The organism is Kribbella sp. NPDC056345 (assembly GCF_042262745.1).
GTDB lineage: Bacteria > Actinomycetota > Actinomycetes > Propionibacteriales > Kribbellaceae > Kribbella.
In genome coordinates this window covers 322595-339637 of record NZ_JBHJQQ010000005.1, presented here as the reverse complement: position 1 = coordinate 339637, position 17043 = coordinate 322595, and the positions used below count along the sequence as shown (strand labels likewise).

17 protein-coding genes, 1 tRNA gene and 1 pseudogene are annotated in these 17043 nt (G+C 66.9%); 14 read left to right on the top strand and 5 right to left on the bottom strand.

The annotated features are described in order from the left end of the window. The first annotated feature begins 76 nt into the window (after window positions 1–76). Complete coding sequence (gene pyk, locus ACFCV3_RS20375; protein WP_376031928.1) at window positions 77–1528, top strand: pyruvate kinase; 1452 nt, start codon at window positions 77–79, stop codon at window positions 1526–1528. 48 nt (window positions 1529–1576) lie between these two features. Here the strand turns inward: pyk and ACFCV3_RS20370 are convergent, their stop codons facing one another. Then, complete coding sequence (locus ACFCV3_RS20370) at window positions 1577–2122, bottom strand: transcriptional regulator (protein ID WP_376031926.1); 546 nt, start codon at window positions 2120–2122, stop codon at window positions 1577–1579. A 35-nt stretch (window positions 2123–2157) separates the two neighbouring features. Further along, window positions 2158–2230 (bottom strand) — tRNA-Leu (locus ACFCV3_RS20365). Window positions 2231–2300: 70 nt separating this feature from the next. On the opposite strand from ACFCV3_RS20365, the gene ACFCV3_RS20360 reads away from it, so the two are divergent. The 7 genes and pseudogenes from ACFCV3_RS20360 (at window position 2301) to ACFCV3_RS20330 (ending at window position 9324) form a co-directional block, all read left to right on the top strand. Beyond that, a complete protein-coding gene (locus ACFCV3_RS20360) occupies window positions 2301–2888 on the top strand; it encodes an ANTAR domain-containing response regulator (RefSeq protein ID WP_376031924.1) in 588 nt (195 codons plus the stop codon). A gap of 399 nt (window positions 2889–3287) precedes the next feature. Then, complete coding sequence (locus tag ACFCV3_RS20355) at window positions 3288–4529, top strand: branched-chain amino acid ABC transporter substrate-binding protein (RefSeq protein WP_376031922.1); 1242 nt, start codon at window positions 3288–3290, stop codon at window positions 4527–4529. An 85-nt stretch (window positions 4530–4614) separates the two neighbouring features. Next, window positions 4615–5070 (top strand): annotated as a pseudogene (locus ACFCV3_RS20350) (branched-chain amino acid ABC transporter permease); the annotation flags it as partial. 3 nt (window positions 5071–5073) lie between these two features. Next, window positions 5074–5931 carry a branched-chain amino acid ABC transporter permease gene (locus ACFCV3_RS20345; RefSeq protein WP_376032439.1) on the top strand — a complete coding sequence of 286 codons (858 nt, stop codon included), beginning with the start codon at window positions 5074–5076 and terminating at the stop codon, window positions 5929–5931. Then, complete coding sequence (locus ACFCV3_RS20340; protein ID WP_376031920.1) at window positions 5928–7622, top strand: branched-chain amino acid ABC transporter permease; 1695 nt, start codon at window positions 5928–5930, stop codon at window positions 7620–7622. The genes ACFCV3_RS20345 and ACFCV3_RS20340 overlap by 4 nt, the downstream gene beginning before the upstream one ends. Continuing rightward, window positions 7619–8584, top strand: coding sequence for an ABC transporter ATP-binding protein (locus ACFCV3_RS20335; RefSeq protein ID WP_376031918.1), 966 nt, complete (start codon window positions 7619–7621; stop codon window positions 8582–8584). The genes ACFCV3_RS20340 and ACFCV3_RS20335 overlap by 4 nt, the downstream gene beginning before the upstream one ends. Window positions 8585–8616: 32 nt before the next feature. Then, complete coding sequence (locus ACFCV3_RS20330) at window positions 8617–9324, top strand: ABC transporter ATP-binding protein (RefSeq protein ID WP_376032437.1); 708 nt, start codon at window positions 8617–8619, stop codon at window positions 9322–9324. Window positions 9325–9342: 18 nt separating this feature from the next. On the opposite strand, the gene ACFCV3_RS20325 is transcribed toward ACFCV3_RS20330, so the two are convergent. Continuing rightward, on the bottom strand, window positions 9343–10083 hold the full coding sequence (locus tag ACFCV3_RS20325) for a DUF554 domain-containing protein (RefSeq protein ID WP_376031917.1): 741 nt from the start codon (window positions 10081–10083) through the stop codon (window positions 9343–9345). A gap of 128 nt (window positions 10084–10211) precedes the next feature. Here ACFCV3_RS20325 and ACFCV3_RS20320 point away from each other — a divergent pair, with 128 nt between their 5' ends. Next, complete coding sequence (locus ACFCV3_RS20320; protein ID WP_376031915.1) at window positions 10212–10829, top strand: GNAT family N-acetyltransferase; 618 nt, start codon at window positions 10212–10214, stop codon at window positions 10827–10829. On the opposite strand, the gene ACFCV3_RS20315 is transcribed toward ACFCV3_RS20320, so the two are convergent. Continuing rightward, window positions 10792–11211 (bottom strand): hotdog fold thioesterase, encoded by a 420-nt coding sequence (locus ACFCV3_RS20315; protein ID WP_376031913.1) that lies wholly within the window; start codon window positions 11209–11211, stop codon window positions 10792–10794. The genes ACFCV3_RS20320 and ACFCV3_RS20315 overlap by 38 nt on opposite strands. An 85-nt stretch (window positions 11212–11296) precedes the next feature. Here ACFCV3_RS20315 and polA point away from each other — a divergent pair, with 85 nt between their 5' ends. From polA to ACFCV3_RS20290, 5 genes are all read left to right on the top strand, one after another. Beyond that, the gene (gene polA / locus ACFCV3_RS20310; RefSeq protein WP_376031911.1) at window positions 11297–14014 is read left to right on the top strand and encodes a DNA polymerase I; all 2718 of its coding nucleotides are present in this window, start codon (window positions 11297–11299) and stop codon (window positions 14012–14014) included. 316 nt (window positions 14015–14330) lie between these two features. Then, window positions 14331–14735, top strand: coding sequence for a hypothetical protein (locus ACFCV3_RS20305; protein WP_376031909.1), 405 nt, complete (start codon window positions 14331–14333; stop codon window positions 14733–14735). Further along, window positions 14736–15245 (top strand): hypothetical protein, encoded by a 510-nt coding sequence (locus ACFCV3_RS20300; protein WP_376031907.1) that lies wholly within the window; start codon window positions 14736–14738, stop codon window positions 15243–15245. A gap of 85 nt (window positions 15246–15330) precedes the next feature. After that, the gene (locus tag ACFCV3_RS20295; RefSeq protein ID WP_376031905.1) at window positions 15331–15873 is read left to right on the top strand and encodes an RNA polymerase sigma factor; all 543 of its coding nucleotides are present in this window, start codon (window positions 15331–15333) and stop codon (window positions 15871–15873) included. After that, window positions 15870–16529 carry a hypothetical protein gene (locus tag ACFCV3_RS20290; RefSeq protein ID WP_376031903.1) on the top strand — a complete coding sequence of 220 codons (660 nt, stop codon included), beginning with the start codon at window positions 15870–15872 and terminating at the stop codon, window positions 16527–16529. The genes ACFCV3_RS20295 and ACFCV3_RS20290 overlap by 4 nt, the downstream gene beginning before the upstream one ends. A gap of 31 nt (window positions 16530–16560) precedes the next feature. On the opposite strand, the gene ACFCV3_RS20285 is transcribed toward ACFCV3_RS20290, so the two are convergent. Then, window positions 16561–17031: an NUDIX domain-containing protein gene (locus ACFCV3_RS20285; RefSeq protein WP_376031902.1), complete on the bottom strand. Its 471-nt coding sequence runs from the start codon at window positions 17029–17031 to the stop codon at window positions 16561–16563. Window positions 17032–17043: the final 12 nt, after the last annotated feature.

Genomic DNA, 17043 nt, shown 5'->3' with positions numbered 1-17043 from the left:
GTCACAAGGTGTTAACTCACTAGTAACGGGGGTGGACCAGCGGCACAGTGGTCTTGTAGGAGTAGGGTTTTGTGACGTGCGTCGCGCAAAGATCGTTTGTACGCTCGGCCCGGCTACTGCCGCCCCCGAGCGCATCCTGGAACTCGTCCAAGCCGGTATGGACGTGGCTCGTCTCAACCTGAGCCACGGTGCCCATGCCGAGCACGAACGGATCTATCAGCGGATCCGTACCGCCGCCGCGGAGACCGGCAAGAACGTCGGCATCCTGGTCGACCTGCAGGGTCCGAAGATCCGGCTGGCCGAGTTCGCCGAAGGTAAGGTCACGCTGACCTACGGCGAGCGCTTCACCATCACCACCCGGGAGGTGCCGGGTGACGTGACCATCTGCGGAACGACGTACGACGGTCTGCCCGGTGACGTGAAGCCGGGTGACCAGCTGCTCATCGACGACGGCCGGATCGGGCTCGTCGCCGAGGAGGTGACCGCGACCGACGTGATCTGCCGCGTCACCGTCGGCGGGCCGGTCTCGAACCACAAGGGCATCAACCTGCCCGGCGTCGCGGTCAGCGTGCCGGCGATGTCCGAGAAGGACGTCGAGGACCTGCGCTGGGCCCTGCACCTGCCGGCCGACATGATCGCGCTGTCCTTCGTCCGGGACGCGGCCGACATCCAGCTCGTGCACAAGATCATGGACGAGGAGGGCCTCCGGGTTCCCGTCATCGCCAAGATCGAGAAGCCGCAGGCGGTCGCGAACCTCGACGAGATCATCGAGGCCTTCGACGGTTTCATGGTCGCCCGTGGTGACCTCGGCGTCGAGCTCCCGCTCGAAGAGGTCCCGCTGGTCCAGAAGCTGATCATCGACCAGGCCCGGCTGAACGCGAAGCCGGTGATCGTCGCCACCCAGATGCTCGAGTCGATGATCTCCGCCCCGCGCCCGACCCGGGCCGAGGCCTCCGACGTCGCCAACGCCGTCCTCGACGGCGCCGACGCGGTGATGCTGTCCGGCGAGACCAGCGTCGGCCGCTTCCCGATCGAGACCGTCAACACGATGGCCCGCATCGTCGAGTCCACCGAGGAACACGGCCTGTCCCGCGTCAAGGAGATCGAGTGGGAGCCGCGCACCAAGGGCGGCGTCATCGCCCGCGCCGCCGCCGACGTGGCCGAACGCCTCGACGCCAAGCTCCTGGTCGCCTTCACCCAGTCCGGTGACACGGCCCTGCGCCTGGCCCGCTACCGCACCGAGATCCCGGTCCTGGCCTTCACCCCCGTCCCCTCGGTCAGCTCCTGGCTGAGCGTCGTCTGGGGCATCGAGACCCACATCGTCCCCACCGTCGACCACACCGACGAAATGGTCCGCCAGGTAGACCAGCGCCTCCTCGAACTCAGCAAGCTGAAGAAGGGCGACCTGGTAGTCATCGTCGCCGGCTCCCCGCCCTCCATCCCCGGCTCCACCAACGCCCTCCGAGTCCACCGAATCGGCGACGCCATCGAAGGCATCGCCCCGGCGTACCGGACCCCCAACCCGTAACCAGAGTGCTGTGACTGAGGCGGACGACCAGGTGGTCGGCCGCCTCACTCATGTCTTCGGCCCGACGAACTCGTCGAGCCGGGCGACGCCTGCCTTCTGAGCCACGGAAAGGGCGTTACGCCTCGGCATCCGCCAGGGGATGCCGAGCACGCTGAGGGTCTGCTGACACAACTGCATGATGTCGACGGACTCGTTGGAGAACTGGTACCGCGGATACTCGTACCGCTTGGTCACACCACCGACCGTGCGCGTAGCCCAGTTCGCCGCCCGGCAGCCGTCGGAGTTGAACAACCCCCGCAGAAGCAATTCCGGGTGCTCGGCAACGACCTCGCGCTGCCACTCCGCCAACTCGATCCGCCGCCGATGCTCCGACGGACAGCCGTCGCCCAGATACCACCCGAGCAGATGCGCGTACGACGACCTGTCCAGCGAGCTGATCGAGCATCGAGGGCAGCCGTTGGACCGTGGCTCTGGGTTGTCGCGCCATGCACGCAATGCCAATCGGCTCACCCCGAGCCACTTGCTGATCGAGTTGAGGCTCTCACCGCGCGCCATCGCATCCAGCGCTTCGATCCGCACCTGCTCGTCGTACACGAGACGACATTCGCAGGCCCTACCGACAGAAACTGTGCCCTGGGTGGGATTCGAACCCACACTGTATCGCGTTTGAGGCGACTCTCTCTGCCGTTGGAGTACCAGGGCCAACGGAAGAAAATCCTAGCTCATCGCCACGGGGTGACTGCGCATCGGGCTGCGGGTGGCGGTCGATACAGTGGCCCTTGTGACTGCTAAGCGTGTGGTGATCGCTGAGGACGAGGCGTTGATCCGGATGGATCTGGCCGAGATGCTGGCCGAGGAGGGGTACGACGTCGTCGGGCAGGCGGGGGACGGTGAGGAGGCCATTCGGCTGGCTACCGAGCATCGGCCGGATCTGGTGATCCTGGATGTGAAGATGCCGAAGCTGGACGGGCTGAGTGCGGCGGAGAAGATCGCGGGGGACCGGATCGCGCCGGTGCTGATGCTGACGGCGTTCTCGCAGCGGGAGCTGGTGGAGCGGGCGCGGGACGCGGGGGCGATGGCTTATCTGGTGAAACCGTTCTCCAAGGCGGATCTGCTGCCGGCGATCGAGATCGCGGCGTCGCGGTACGTCGAGCTGGCGGAGCTGGAGCGTGAGGTCGCGGATCTGGCGGAGCGGCTGGAGACGCGGAAGCTGGTGGACCGGGCGAAGTCGGTGCTGCAGACGAAGTTCGGGCTGTCGGAGCCGGACTCGTTCCGGTGGATCCAGAAGACCGCGATGGACAAGCGGGTGTCGATGCGTCAGGTGGCCGAGCTCGTCGTGGACGAGGCCGGAGACAGCTGACGGAGCAACAACTCCGCGAGCTGGTTGCCGATGGCATCCATCGGGGAACTGCCCGTCGGGGCGGGCGCTTGCGGGTGCGGACGGGCGGCGTACCGGTGGTGTGAGGCCCCGGGCGGGCACGGATTGTCACCCGAAGGTGATATCTGGTGAAGATTTGTCACGGACCGTACCGGGCACGGCATTCCTGGACCGGCGATTCCTCACGCAAACGGGATGACGACCTGACGCTGTGTCATCAAGTCCCCGCTGGGACAGTTCTCAGATTGCAAGATGGTACTTACAGCTGTAACGACCTCACAACACAGGCAGTGCGCTGTTCGCTTGGGAGCATCAGGCGGTCTAACCTGCGGATGCTCGCGGCAAACGCGGGAGTCCGGGGATCGGCCGGACTATCCAGACATGGGAGGAACAGTGCACCAGCGTTCCGTAGTAAGGGTCGGCGCGTCGCTGATCGTTGCGTCGTTGGCCCTGACTGCCTGCGGTTCTCGCAGTGGCGGCGACAACGCCGGGGGGACTGGCGGCAGCACCAAGGTCGCCAAGATCGGCATCATTGCGCCGCTGTCGGGTGACCTCTCGGCGCTGGGCCTCGGTATCCAGCACTCCGTCGAGCTGGCCATCAAGCAGGCCAACGACTCCGGCGCGATCCCGGGCTGGAAGCTCGAGGCCGTGCCGAAGGACGACGAGGGCAAGACCGAGCCGGGCAAGAACGCGGCCACCGCGCTCGCCGGCGACAAGGAGGTCATCGGCGTCGTCGGTACGCTGAACACCAGCGTCGCCCAGCAGGTTCAGCCGGTGCTCGCACCGAAGAACATCGTCCAGGTCTCGCCGGCCAACACCGGCCCGGGCCTGACCCAGGGTGCGGCGTGGCAGACGGAGCCGAAGCGGCCGTACGCCAACTACTTCCGTACCTGCACCACGGACGCGGTCCAGGGCCCGTTCGCGGCCCGGTACCTGTACGAGACCGCGAAGATCACCAAGGTCGCCACGATCCACGACAAGAAGGCCTACGGCCAGGGTCTGGTCGGCACCTTCACCGACGAGTTCAAGAAGCTCGGCGGCACCATCGTCGCGGCCCAGACGGTGAACCCGGAGGACAAGAACTACAGCGCGGTCATCTCGGCCATCAAGCCGTCGGGCCCGCAGGCTGTCTACTACGGCGGTGAGTACCCGGAGGCCGGGCCGCTCTCGCAGCAGATGAAGGCCGCCGGCCTGAACGTCCCGCTGATGGGCGGCGACGGCATCAAGGACCCGAAGTACATCACCCTGGCCGGTAAGAACAGCACCAACGACCTCTCGACGTCCGTCGGTGCGCCGACCGACTCGACCGAGGCCGGCAAGAAGTTCCTGGCCGACTACAAGACGGCCGGCTACAAGGAGGACTCCGCGGCGTACGGCGGTTACTCCTACGACGCGGCCAACGCGATCATCAACGCCCTGAAGACGTCGCTGAAGGACGCCAAGGACGTCGAGTCGGCCCGTCAGGCCACCATCGATGCCCTCGGCAAGGTTTCCTTCGACGGTGTGACCGGCAAGGTCGCGTTCGACCAGTACGGCGACAGCACCTCCAAGGTGCTGACCGTCTACAAGGTCGACGCGGGTGCGTGGGCCACCGTGGAGACCAAGGCGTTCGAGACCAAGTAAGCAAGGTCGACCTCATGTGCTCGGGGGTGGGAGTGATCCTCCCGCCCCCGAGGCATGTCGGAACAGAGGTAGTTGGGAGGTCGACGTGGACCAGTTCTTCCAGCAGCTCGTCAACGGGCTGACTCTGGGATCGCTGTACGCCCTGATCGCCGTCGGGTACACCGTCGTCTACGGCATCGTGCAGCTCATCAACTTCGCCCATGGCGAGGTGTTCATGGTCGGTGCCTTCGGCGCACTGACCACTTATCTGTTGTTCTTCGACGGCAAGACGGCCGTCTGGATCCTGCCGGTGATGATCATCGGCGCGATCATCGCGTCGGTCGGCACGGCGGTGCTGATGGAACGTGTCGCGTATCGTCCCCTGCGGAACGCGCCACGGCTGGCACCACTGATCACCGCGATCGGTATCTCGGTGTTCCTGCAGGAGTTCATCCGGCTGATGTACGACCAGCCCGCGTGGACCGTCGTCGTGTTCGCCGCCGGTGCGCTGGCGCTCGGATACTTCGTGGGTGCGCGGCCGGGCCGTCCGAACCTGGACCACCCGGTGACCAAGTGGCTCGACCGGGCCCCGCTGCTCGGTGCCGCGGCCGGTGCGCTGCTGCTCTGGATCGTGGCCCGGCTGGTCGAGCGGGAGCTGAGCCTGCTGCTCGTTCCCGGCGTCCTCATCGTCGGCGCGGCGGTCGGAACCCTCGCCGGCTGGTTGCTCTCGATCGCGGTCCGGAACAAGGCCCGGGTCGAGATCGGTATCCAGCCGATCGTGCTGGCCGCGGTGACCTCGGTCGCGACGGCCGAGATCGGCTGGGTGCTCTGGCGCACACTGATCACGCACGTCGAGTGGCCGAGTGCCAAGCTGGGGATCCCGTTCCCGCAGATCGACGTCGTCTCCGGTACGGCGCTCGAGGTGGGCGGCGTGACGATCCAGCGGTCCGCGGTCTTCACCATGGCGGCGCTGGCCATTTGCGCGATCCTGCTCTGGTTCTTCATCAACCGGACCCGGACCGGCCGCGGTATGCAGGCCGTCTCGCAGGACCCGGACACCGCCCGGCTGATGGGTATCAACGTCGACCGGATCATCGTGGTCGCGTTCACCCTGGGCGCTGTGCTCGCTGCGATCGCAGGTGTATCGCAGGGACTGCAGAACAGCAACATCCAGTACCGGATGGGCTTCCTGGCCGGTCTGAAGGCGTTCACCGCCGCGGTGCTGGGTGGTATCGGCAACATCTACGGTGCGGTCGTGGGTGGTCTCGTTCTCGGAGTGATCGAGTCGATGGCGACGCAGTACATCCCGGGCCAGTTCGGTGGTAGCACCTGGAAGGACGTCTGGGCGTTCGTGATCCTGATTCTGGTTCTGGTGTTCAGGCCGCAGGGCCTGCTGGGCGCGAGGGTGGTGGACCGCGCATGACCGACGTACAGACGGAAACCCCGGTGACGCCGGCGGCTGCTCCGAAGAACAGGCCGATCGCCTGGCCGCTCGGGCTGGCCGGTGCGGTGCTGGTGATCGTCGGATCGTTCCTTTCCTGGAGCTACGACGGCACGATCCTGAACAACCTGTCGATCAACCTGTACCCCGGTGGCCTGCAGGTCCTGGCGATCATCGTCGCCGTGGTCTCGCTGGTCCTGCTGGTGCTCGACAAGGGCAAGCTCGGTCAGTGGCTGGATGTGACGGCCGGTCTGCGGTCGCTCGGGACCGGGCTGTCGCTGTTCATGGTCCTGGTGCTGGCGGCGATCAGCGTCGAGTCCGACGGTCTGATCAACGTCAACCCCGGCGCGTACATCTCGCTGGTGGGTGCCCTGCTGATCACGGTGGCGGCCTGGCTGATGCCGTTGCGGCAGTTGCACGACATGAGCAAGGCGAAGTCACCGGCCTGGGCCGAGATCACGGCGATCGCGCTGCTGATGGCGGCGCTGCTGTTCACGGCGGCGTACGCACTCGGCCTGGACGACGCGTGGTTGTTCATCATCTGCCTGGTCTTCATCGCGACGATCACGTTCGCGCTGTTCCGGACCGGGGCGATGAGCTGGGTCGGCCACGCCGGGCAGCGGCACCGCAAGGTGCTGACGCTGGCGTCGTTCGCGGTGGCGTTCCTGTTCCCGTTCACCCAGGACGGGTCGGACGCGAACATGTCGATCGCGACCTCGGTGCTGGTCTTCGCGGCCACCGCGATGGGCCTGAACATCGTCGTCGGTCTGGCCGGTCTGCTCGACCTCGGGTACATCGCGTTCCTGGGTTCGGGTGCGTACGTCGCGGCGACGATGTCGCAGTCGGCGTTCGCGACGATCGGCTGGAAGCCGCCGTTCCTGGTGGTCGTGCTGGTCGGTGCCGTGGTCGCGGCCCTGCTGGGTCTGGTGATCGGTTCGCCGACGCTGCGCGTCTCGGGTGACTACCTGGCCATCGTGACGCTGGGCTTCGGTGAGATCTTCCGGTTCGCGATGTTCAACCTGGACGGCAACAACGGCCCGAACCTGACCAACGGCCCGAACGGTATCCCCGGTATTCCGGATCTGGAGATCGGCGGGTTCAACTTCGGTGACGTGCACCATCCGTTCGGGATCGAGCTCGGCCGGTTCTCGAACTACTACTTCCTGCTGCTGATCCTGACCGGCGGCGTCATCCTGGTCTTCTCCCGGCTGAACAACAGCCGGATCGGGCGTGGCTGGGTGGCGATCCGGGAGGACGAGAAGGCCGCCGAGGCGATGGGTGTGAACGTCTTCGGGCTGAAGCTGCTCGCGTTCGCGGTCGGTGCGTTCCTGGCCGGTCTGGCCGGCACCATCAAGGCGCACCAGGACGGTGCGGTCAGCCCGGACCAGTACATGTTCCTGGAGTCGGCGTTCCTGCTCGCCGCGATCGTGCTCGGCGGTATGGGCACCATCGCCGGTGTGTTGCTGGGAGCAACGATCCTGAAACTGCTGCCGGAGAAGCTGCGGTTCTTCTCGGAGTACCGGCTGCTGCTGTTCGGCATCACGCTGGTGCTGATGATGCGCTTCCGGCCCGAGGGTCTGGTGGCGAGCAGGCGGCGGCAGCTCGAGTTCCACGAAGAGGACGAGAATCTCGCCGATGAGGTCGAGCACCAGCTCGTCGAGGAGGCCAAATGACCGTCACGGAATCCCGTCCGGCCGCACCCGCGGTCGGCGGAACGGTACTCGAAGCCTCCGGCGTGACCATGCGGTTCGGTGGTCTGCTGGCGGTCAACAACGTGAACCTGACCGTTCGCGAGGGCGAGATCGTCGGTCTGATCGGCCCGAACGGGGCCGGCAAGACGACGTTCTTCAACTGCCTGACCGGCCTCTACAAGCCGACCAGCGGGCAGGTCCGGTTCGCCGGTGTCCCGCGGAAGGCGCCGAAGCCGTTCCGGCCGAAGCGGGGCAGGAAGGGACAGCCGGCCGCGCCGGCCCCCGCCGTACAGGTGCCGGCGTTGCCGAAGCTGTCACCGTTGCCGCCGAAGCCACGCGCCGTGGTGCGCGCGGGGATGGCCCGGACGTTCCAGAACATCCGGCTGTTCGCGAACATGACCGCGCTGGAGAACGTGATGGTCGGCCGCTACAGCCGGACCAGCGCGGGCGCGTTCACCTCGGTGCTGCACGGGCCGAAGTTCCGTCGCGAGGAGGCAGCCACCCGGGCCCGGGCCCAGGAGCTGCTCGACTTCGTCGGTCTCGGCCGGTCGACCGAGCACCTGGCCCGGAACATGCCGTACGGCGATCAGCGGCGGCTCGAGATCGCGCGGGCACTGGCCACCGACCCGAAGCTCATCCTGCTGGACGAGCCGACGGCGGGGATGAACCCGCAGGAGACCAAGCAGGCGATGGACCTGATCTTCAAGATCCGGGACTCGGGCCTGTCGGTCGTGGTGATCGAGCACGACATGCGGTTCATCTTCAACCTCTGCGACCGGGTGCTCTGCCTGGTCCGGGGCGAGGCCCTGGTCGAGGGCAGCCCGGGTGAGGTGCAGTCCGACCCGCGCGTCATCGAGGCCTATATCGGCACCGGTGAGGACGACGACGAGGACGACGAGGACGACCGTCCGCAGGACGTCACGCCTGAGGAGGGGAAGTCATGACCGACAGCACTGAGGAGAAGCCGCTCTCGGCGATGCTCGAGGTCCGGAACCTGGAAGTTGCCTACGGCAAGATCGTGGCCGTGAAGCAGATCAGCTTCAGCGTCGAGCAGGGGCAGGTGGTGTCGCTGATCGGCACCAACGGCGCCGGTAAGACGACCACGCTGCGGACGATCTCGGGGCTGCTCCGGCCGACCCAGGGTGAGATCTGGTTCCAGGGCGAGCGGATCGACAATGTCGCGGCTCATGACATCGTCACCCGCGGGCTGGCGCACTCGCCGGAAGGGCGGCGGATCTTCCCGCGGCTGACCGTCGAGGAGAACCTGCTGCTCGGTGCGTTCGCGCGCCGCGACCCGGCCGGTGTCCGCACCGACCTGGACTCGGCGTACGACCTGTTCCCGATCCTGGGGGAGCGGCGCAAGCAGCCGGCCGGGACGTTCTCCGGTGGTGAGCAGCAGATGCTGGCGATGGGCCGGGCGATGATGAGCCGGCCGAAGCTGATGATGCTGGACGAGCCGTCGATGGGTCTGTCGCCGATCATGATGAAGCGGATCATGTCGACGGTGACCGAGCTGCAGCGGCAGGGCACCACGATCCTGCTGGTCGAGCAGAACGCCCAGGCCGCCCTGAAGCGGGCGGACTACGGCTACGTGCTGGAGGTCGGGCAGATCAAACTGTCCGGCACCGGCCGCGACCTCCTGGTCAACGACGACGTACGCAAGGCGTACCTCGGCGAGGACTGATCGCTTCAACCTCCTCGTTCAGCTGCGAATTACTACCAGCAGCTGGACGAGGAGGGGCGCGACGATCAACGCCGGCAGCATGTCGGCGACCGCGATCTGCTTGATCTTCAGCAGGCGCAGCGCGACACCGATGAGCATCACGCCGCCGGTCGCGCCGAGGGCGGTCACGTGGGCCTCGGGCAGTACGTCGCCCAGGACGGCGCCGACCGCGGTCATCAGGCCCTGCACGACCAGTACGACGAGCGCCGACGCCATCACGCCCCAGCCGAGTGACGCGGCGAAGGCGATCGAGGCGAACCCGTCCAGCACGGCCTTGAGGAACAACTGGTCCGCACCACGCCCGAGCCCGTCGGACAACGCACCGAGGAATGTCAGCGGTCCGACACAGAAGACCATCGACGCGGTAACGAAACCTTCCACGAAGGTGCTCTCCCCGTCGCTGCGGCGGAACCGGTGCTGCAGCCAGGCGCCGAAGCCCTCCAGCCGCTGCTCGATCCGGAGCAGCGATCCCGTGATGCCACCGATCAGCATCGCGCCGAGCACGATCAGCACCGGTGCGCTGGTCCCCACTGCGTCACTGAGCGCCTTGGCGCCCACGGTGAGTGCCGAGGTGATCGCGATCAGCAGCGTGACCAGACCGAGCGCATCGGTGACCAGATCGCGGGTCCGGTGACTGAGCCGATGCCCGACGAGTACACCGAGTGTCGACCCGATCAGAACCGTTGCAACGTTGACAACTGTGCCGATTCCGACGAACAAAGCAGCTCTCCGCTCAATGACCTGGGCGCAGCTTTGCAAGTGACCCTGGAGGGCCTACTGTTGCGCGAGGACGAGCGTATCGGGCCCGTCCCGTTCACCTCGGGGGTGGACCAGACCAGGAGGTCGCTGTGGCAGCTGCCATCGCGGTGCGGGACGCCCAGACGGGGGATGCAGCCGCTCTGGTCGCGCTCTGGCGCGAGCTGACCACGACCGGTGCCGGCCGCCTTCCGGGCGTGCCCACGGTCCCCGCCGTAGAGGTTGCCGTCAGCAAGCATCTGGCCGACCCGTGGGGCCGCCTGATCGTCGGTGAGCTGGACGGTCAGGTGCACGCGATGGCCTATCTGCGCCGGGCCGCGGTCAGTCCGCTGCACGACGACACCACGCTCACGGTGGAGTATCTGCACGTCAGTGACGCCGCGCGCCGGCACGGTGTCGGCAAGGCGATGATCGCCGAGGCGGTCGCCTGGGCCGAGCACGAGAGCTGCCCGCACCTGGCCGTGGTCGCGCCCGCGATCGCCCGCGAGGCGAACCGGTTCCTCGCCCGGCTCGGGCTCGGACAGGCCGGCGTACTGCGGTTCGCGAACACCCACACGGTGGCCCGCCGGCTCGCCGCCGAGCACGCGCCGAATCTGCTGGCCCTGCTGTCCTCGCGACGCTCGGTGATCGCCCGCCGGGCCCAGCTGGCCCGGCCGCTGGCGACCGATCCGCTCAGCTACCCGCCGGAGCCTGAATCAGCTGGCAGGTGATCCGCGCCGTACAGACCCGCTTGTCGCGGTCGTCGGTGATGACGATCTCGTACGACGTGGTGGTCCGGCCGAGGTAGATCGGGGTGGCGACCCCGGTGACCATGCCTTCGCGGACGGCCCGGTGGTGGGTCGCGTTGATGTCGACCCCGACCGCGACCTTCCCGTACGCCGCGGCGTGCAGCGCGGAACCGATCGAGCCGAGGCTCTCGGCCAGCACGCAGGACGCGCCGCCGTGCAGCAACCCGTACGGCTGGGTGTTGCCCTTGACCGGCATGGTCGCGACGACCCGCTCCGGTGCGGCCTCGCTGACGACGATGCCCATGAGTTGCAGCAGGCTGCCCTCGACGTCCATGCCTGGCGGGAGCGTGTTGTTAACTGTCACCGCAGCAGCCTAACTGCCGTGTTCGGAAACTGTCCCAGGGAAGCACTAGAGTCGGTACGTGGCTCCAGATACCGACACTTCGACGATGACCGAGGACAAGCAGGAGAGCACTGCTGCCGCGGCAGGTACCGGGCGCCCGCGCGTCCTGCTGCTGGACGGGCACTCGCTGGCCTACCGCGCGTTCTACGCACTGCCCGTGGAGAACTTCTCCACCTCGACCGGGCAGCACACCAACGCGGTGTACGGGTTCACCTCGATGCTGATCAACATGCTCCGCGACGAGCAGCCGACGCACATCTGTGTCGCGTTCGACGTGTCCCGCAAGACCTTCCGCTCCGAGCAGTACACGGAGTACAAGGCCGGCCGGTCGAAGTCGCCGGACGAGTTCAAGGGCCAGGTGTCGCTGGTCAAGGAGGTGCTGGACGCGCTCCGCATCCCGACCACGGAGATCGACGGCTGGGAGGCCGACGACATCATCGCCACCCTCGCCACCCAGGCCTCGGACCAGGGTTTCGAGGTGCTGATCAGCTCCGGTGACCGGGACGCGTTCCAGCTCGTCAGTGAGAACGTCACAGTCCTCTACCCGAAGCGCGGCGTCTCCGAGATCGCCCGGATGGACCCGGCCGCGGTCGAGGCGAAGTACGGCGTACCGCCGCGGCTGTATCCGGATCTGGCCGCGCTGGTGGGGGAGAAGAGCGACAACCTGCCCGGTGTGCCGGGTGTCGGTGACAAGACCGCGGCGAAGTGGCTGAACCAGTTCGGTTCGCTGAACGATGTGATCGACCGCGTCAACGAGATCAAGGGCAAGGCCGGTGAGTCGCTGCGCGAGCACCTGTCCGACGTGATCCGGAACCGGCAGATCAACGAGCTGATCCGGGACCTGACGCTGGATGTCACCGTCGACGACCTGGTCCGGGTGCCGTGGGACCGCGAGCAGGTGCACACGCTGTTCGACAGCCTGGAGTTCCGGGTCCTGCGGGAGCGGCTGGTCGCGGAGCACGAGGAGGTCGACGCCACCGTCGAGCAGGGCTTCGAGCTGGACGGTGTGCAGCTCAAGCCGGGCGAGGTCGCGGCCTGGCTGGCCAAGCATGTGAGCGCCGGTGAGCGCGTTGGCGTTGCAGTGCAGGGCAACTGGGGGCGTGGCACAGGTGAGATCACCGGGCTGGCGCTGGCCAACACCGAAGGCGCTGCGGCCTGGTTCGATCCGACCGCGCTGACTCCGGAGGACGAGACCGCCTGGAAGGCGTGGCTCGCGGATCCGAAGCAGCCGAAGGCGTTGCACGACGCGAAGGGGCCGCTGCTCGGTTTCCTGGAGCGCGGCTGGTCGTTGGCCGGTCTGAGTTCGGACACCCAGCTGAGTGCGTATCTGGCGCGTCCGGATCAGCGTTCCTACGATCTGGCCGACCTGACCGTGCGCTATCTGAAGCGTGAGCTCCGCACCGAAGAGGTCGAGAACGGTCAGCTCAGCTTCGACGACATCGAGGGTGGTCCGGCTGCGGACCACACGATGCTGCGGGCGCGCGCGATCGCCGACCTCGCCGACACCCTGGACGCCGAGCTCGAGAAGCAGGCCGGTACGGCGCTGCTGGCGGATGTCGAGTTGCCGCTGATCGACGTGATCGCGGGCATGGAGCGGGACGGGATCGCGGTCGACCGCCCGTATCTGGAGGAGCTGGAGGAGCGGTTCGCGACCGGCGTCCGCGAGGCCGCGACGGCGGCGTACGAGGTGATCGGCAAGGAGATCAACCTCGGGTCGCCCAAGCAGTTGCAGGTGGTGCTGTTCGACGAGCTGCAGATGCCGAAGACGAAGCGGACGAAGACCGGTTACACCACGGATGCGGATTCGCTGCAGGCGCTGTTCGAGAAGACCGAGCACCCGTTCCTGGCGTACCTGCTGGCACACCGCGACGCGACCCGGCTGCGGCAGACGGTCGAGGGGCTGCTGAAGACGATCAGCCCTCGCGATGCCCGGATCCACACGACGTTCAACCAGACGATCGCCGCCACCGGCCGGCTGAGCTCCACCGACCCGAACCTGCAGAACATCCCGATCCGCACCGAGGAGGGCCGCCGGATCCGGCAGGCCTTCGTCGTCGGCGAAGGCCACGAGTCGCTGATGTCGGCCGACTACAGCCAGATCGAGATGCGGATCATGGCACACGTCTCCAAGGACGAGGGCCTGATCGCGGCCTTCAACTCCGGTATGGACTTCCACTCGGTGACCGCGTCGCGGGTGTTCTCGGTCGAGCCGGCCGAGGTGACCCAGGAGCAGCGCGCCAAGATCAAGGCGATGAACTACGGTCTCGCCTACGGCCTGTCGGCGTACGGACTGAGCCAGCAGCTGAAGATCGGCGTCGACGAGGCCAAGGGTCTGATGGACGAGTACTTCGAGGGCTTCGGCGGTGTCCGGGACTACCTGCGCAGCATCGTCCTCGAGGCCGGTAAGAGCGGCTACACCGAAACCATCCTCGGCCGCCGCCGCTACCTCCCCGACCTGACCAGCGACAACCGCCAGCGCCGCGAGATGGCCGAGCGAATGGCCCTGAACGCCCCCATCCAGGGCTCGGCCGCCGACGTCATCAAGATGGCCATGCTCAAGGTCGACACCTCCCTCAAGGCCTCCAACCTCCAGTCCCGGATGCTCCTCCAGGTCCACGACGAACTCGTCTTCGAGGTAGCCCCCGGCGAACGCGAAGCCTTGGAGGAACTGGTCCGGCGAGACATGGGCGCCGCCGTCGAGATGGACGTCCCCCTCGACGTCTCCGTAGGCGTAGGCCGAACCTGGCACGAAGCCGCCCACTAGTTCACAGGAGGCGATCCGGCCAACGACGGGCGCGCCCGACCGACGAAGCTCCCTGCCCCAGATGGCCAATTTTCTGCACGTTGCTGCAGAATCTGTAACTCCTGTGCCCGGCCTCCGATGCAGCAGATGCAGGTGTTTCCTTCGGAGGAAGGCACAGGAGATGTGGAGAACGGATTCGAGACCTCGAGCGGGTGTGAAGGCGCAGGCCCTACCGACGGTACTGAGACGTCTGGCCACGACAGGTTGTGTGGCGGTGTGGGTGTTGTTGTTCGGCGCTGTGGGGGTGGCTGGGGCGCATTTCTTAGGTGAGGACTCGGTGGACGGTACCGAGATCCGCTACGAGGACTACACGAAGTGGGACGACGCGCGCAGTGCCGGTGAGGCACGCTGGGAGGAGCTCCCCGGTGGTGTGAACATTGCCCCGGATACGGCGGGCAGCGTCACAGATCTTGAGATTCGCGACTACAACGCCAACGACGGCCTGTGCGGTTTCTGGGACGGACGGAGCGGCGCCGACGTATTGAAGCTGAACGACCATTTCTACAACGGCTACGGCACGATCGACCGCCGCGCCTGCGCGCTCCATGAATGGGGTCATGCTCATGGACTGGACCATTCCTACGACGACCAGGCCATGGACGACTGCCCGGTCAGTTCCTGCGGATCTGTTTACAACGAGCCGCGACCGCATGACAGATCCGACTACGACCACTTGTGGTGAGTGCTGATGACGCGCAGAAGAATTCTCGTTGCTGCGGCAACTGCGGTGCTGGCGCTGGGCACCGGATTCACGCCCGGGAAGCAGATGCAGGCCGAGGACGCTGCTGGGATCGGATCGATCAAGACGTCCTATGCCTTTGACGTCAAGGACAAGCGGACGCTGCTGAATCACGCCAGCGCCGTGTTCGTCGCCGAAATCATCGGCGCCGAGCGCACGGACGAGTCCGCCGCCAGCACGGTGTGGAGGGTACGCGTGGTGCAATCCCTGAAAGGAACCCGGACCGGCGAGATCCTGGTACGTCAGCTCGGCTACGTCGACTCCGCTCGCCGTGTTCACGCCGCCGAGGAGCAGCCGATGCTCGTGCCGGGCGGCCGGCGGCTGCTGGTCACAACAGGAGGTGCGGACGGGGGACCGGCAACGCTGCTCGCCGGCCCGGCGGCCAGTGTTGATGTCGGTGACTCCGTGCGGCAGGCGCAGGTCACGAAGGAGTATCAATCGGCGCTTGAGTAGCGTCGGCGCGGCTCGTGTGTAAGAAACAAGCTGGTACCGGCCATTACCTGGTGAGACGGGTGGCCACGAGTGATGGGACGACGCGATGCCGGAGCAGAGTGCGAGCTATCTGCGGATGACGCGTACCTTTGCCGAGCATGCGGATGCCGTCCACGCCTATGCGGTGGTCCAGGTAGGGACACAGCTCGCGGCGGATGTCGTGTCGGAGACGTTCCTGGTTGCGTGGCGGCGGTTCGATGTGGTGCCTGAGCAGGCGTTGCCCTGGCTCCTGGCGACCGCGCGACGGGTCGCCGCCACGCACCGGCGGAGTATGCGACGGCGTGAGCGGCTGATTGATCGGGTGGCCGGGCTGGCCGCCACCGAATCGCAGCCGGCAGCTCCCGTTGACATCGATGACGAGGTCTGGCGAGCGCTGGATCAACTCAGTGACCTGGAGCGCGATGCCGTGCTTCTGGTTGCCTGGTTCGATCTCAGCCCGGCAGAGGGTGCGCAGGTGCTGGGGTGTTCGGTGAACGCTCTCACCGTCCGTTTGCACCGGGCGCGCAAGCATCTGCGGGGGCTGCTCGTGGGTGCGGACGGCGCCCCACAGATCCCGAACACGGGCGTTGCGACGGAGGATTCACCATGAACGACGATGATCTGCAGCGGAGAATCCGTGCACAGAAGCCCCGGCCCGGCTGGGCCGGTGGTGCCGAGGGGCGCGCCGTACTGGAGGGAGTGCTCAACAGTTCGGTCGAGGAGCCGTCCCCGCCGGCGGGCCGCCGCCGAGGCCGGTTGGTGGCGGTGGCTGCTGTGGTGGTGGTCGTGGCGGTTGGTGGTGTGGCTGGTTTCCGGATGGTGCGATCAGGGGACGACGTCTCGGTGCGGCCGTCGAACGGACGAACCGAAGTCATCCAGCAGGGGTATGCGTACGACGTGACCAAGCTGCCGGTTGTGATGGCGAACACCAGCACGGTCGTCTCCGGCAAGGTGCTCGCGATCACGGCGCGGGACGAGTCGGGTGGCTGGACTGTGGTTCGCGTGCAGGTGCTGCAGTCGATCAAGGGCGCGGCGCCGGCCGAGGTGCGGATGCGGCAACGTGGCTATGTCGACGAATCAGGGACGACCCACATCATCGACAAACAGCAGCTGGTCGAGGTCGGCGGTACGTACCTGTTCGCCACCAATCACGAAGTCGCCGAGGATGTCTACACCGTTGCCCCCGGCCCGTACGGTGCCAGCCGCGCCGCTGACGAAGCCCACCTCAAGGAGCTGACCGACCTGTACTCGGCGGCCGCCCGCTAGCCCCGGCGCGCCAGGGCATCGTCGCCTGCACTCAGGTGAGGTAGTACGGCGTCTCGCCGGGGGAGTGGGCTCGTTCGATGAAGCGGAGTTCCTCGGCGCGTAGCGGTGGGAGGTTGTCGAGGGGCCACCAGCGGACGTCGAGGGACTCGTCGTCGTTGACGCGGGGGGTGCCGGCGATGGGGCGGCAGCGGAAGCAGAGGTCGAGGAACTGGACCTGGTCGCCGTTCGGGTAGGCGGCAGGTGGGAAGGACTCGACGTTGAGGAGGCGTTCCACCTCGGCCTCGACGGCGGTCTCCTCGTAGATCTCGCGGCGCAGAGCGACGGCGGGTTGTTCGCCGGGTTCGAGGATGCCGGCGGGCAGCGACCAGCGGCCGGTGTCGACGCGCTGGACGAGCAGGATCCGGTCGTGCTCGTCGAGGACGACGGCGGTCAGGCCGGTGAGCCAGAGCAGGTCGTGACCGATCTTCTCGCGGAGCTCGAGGATGAACTTCGGGGTTGGCATGGGTCGACCCTA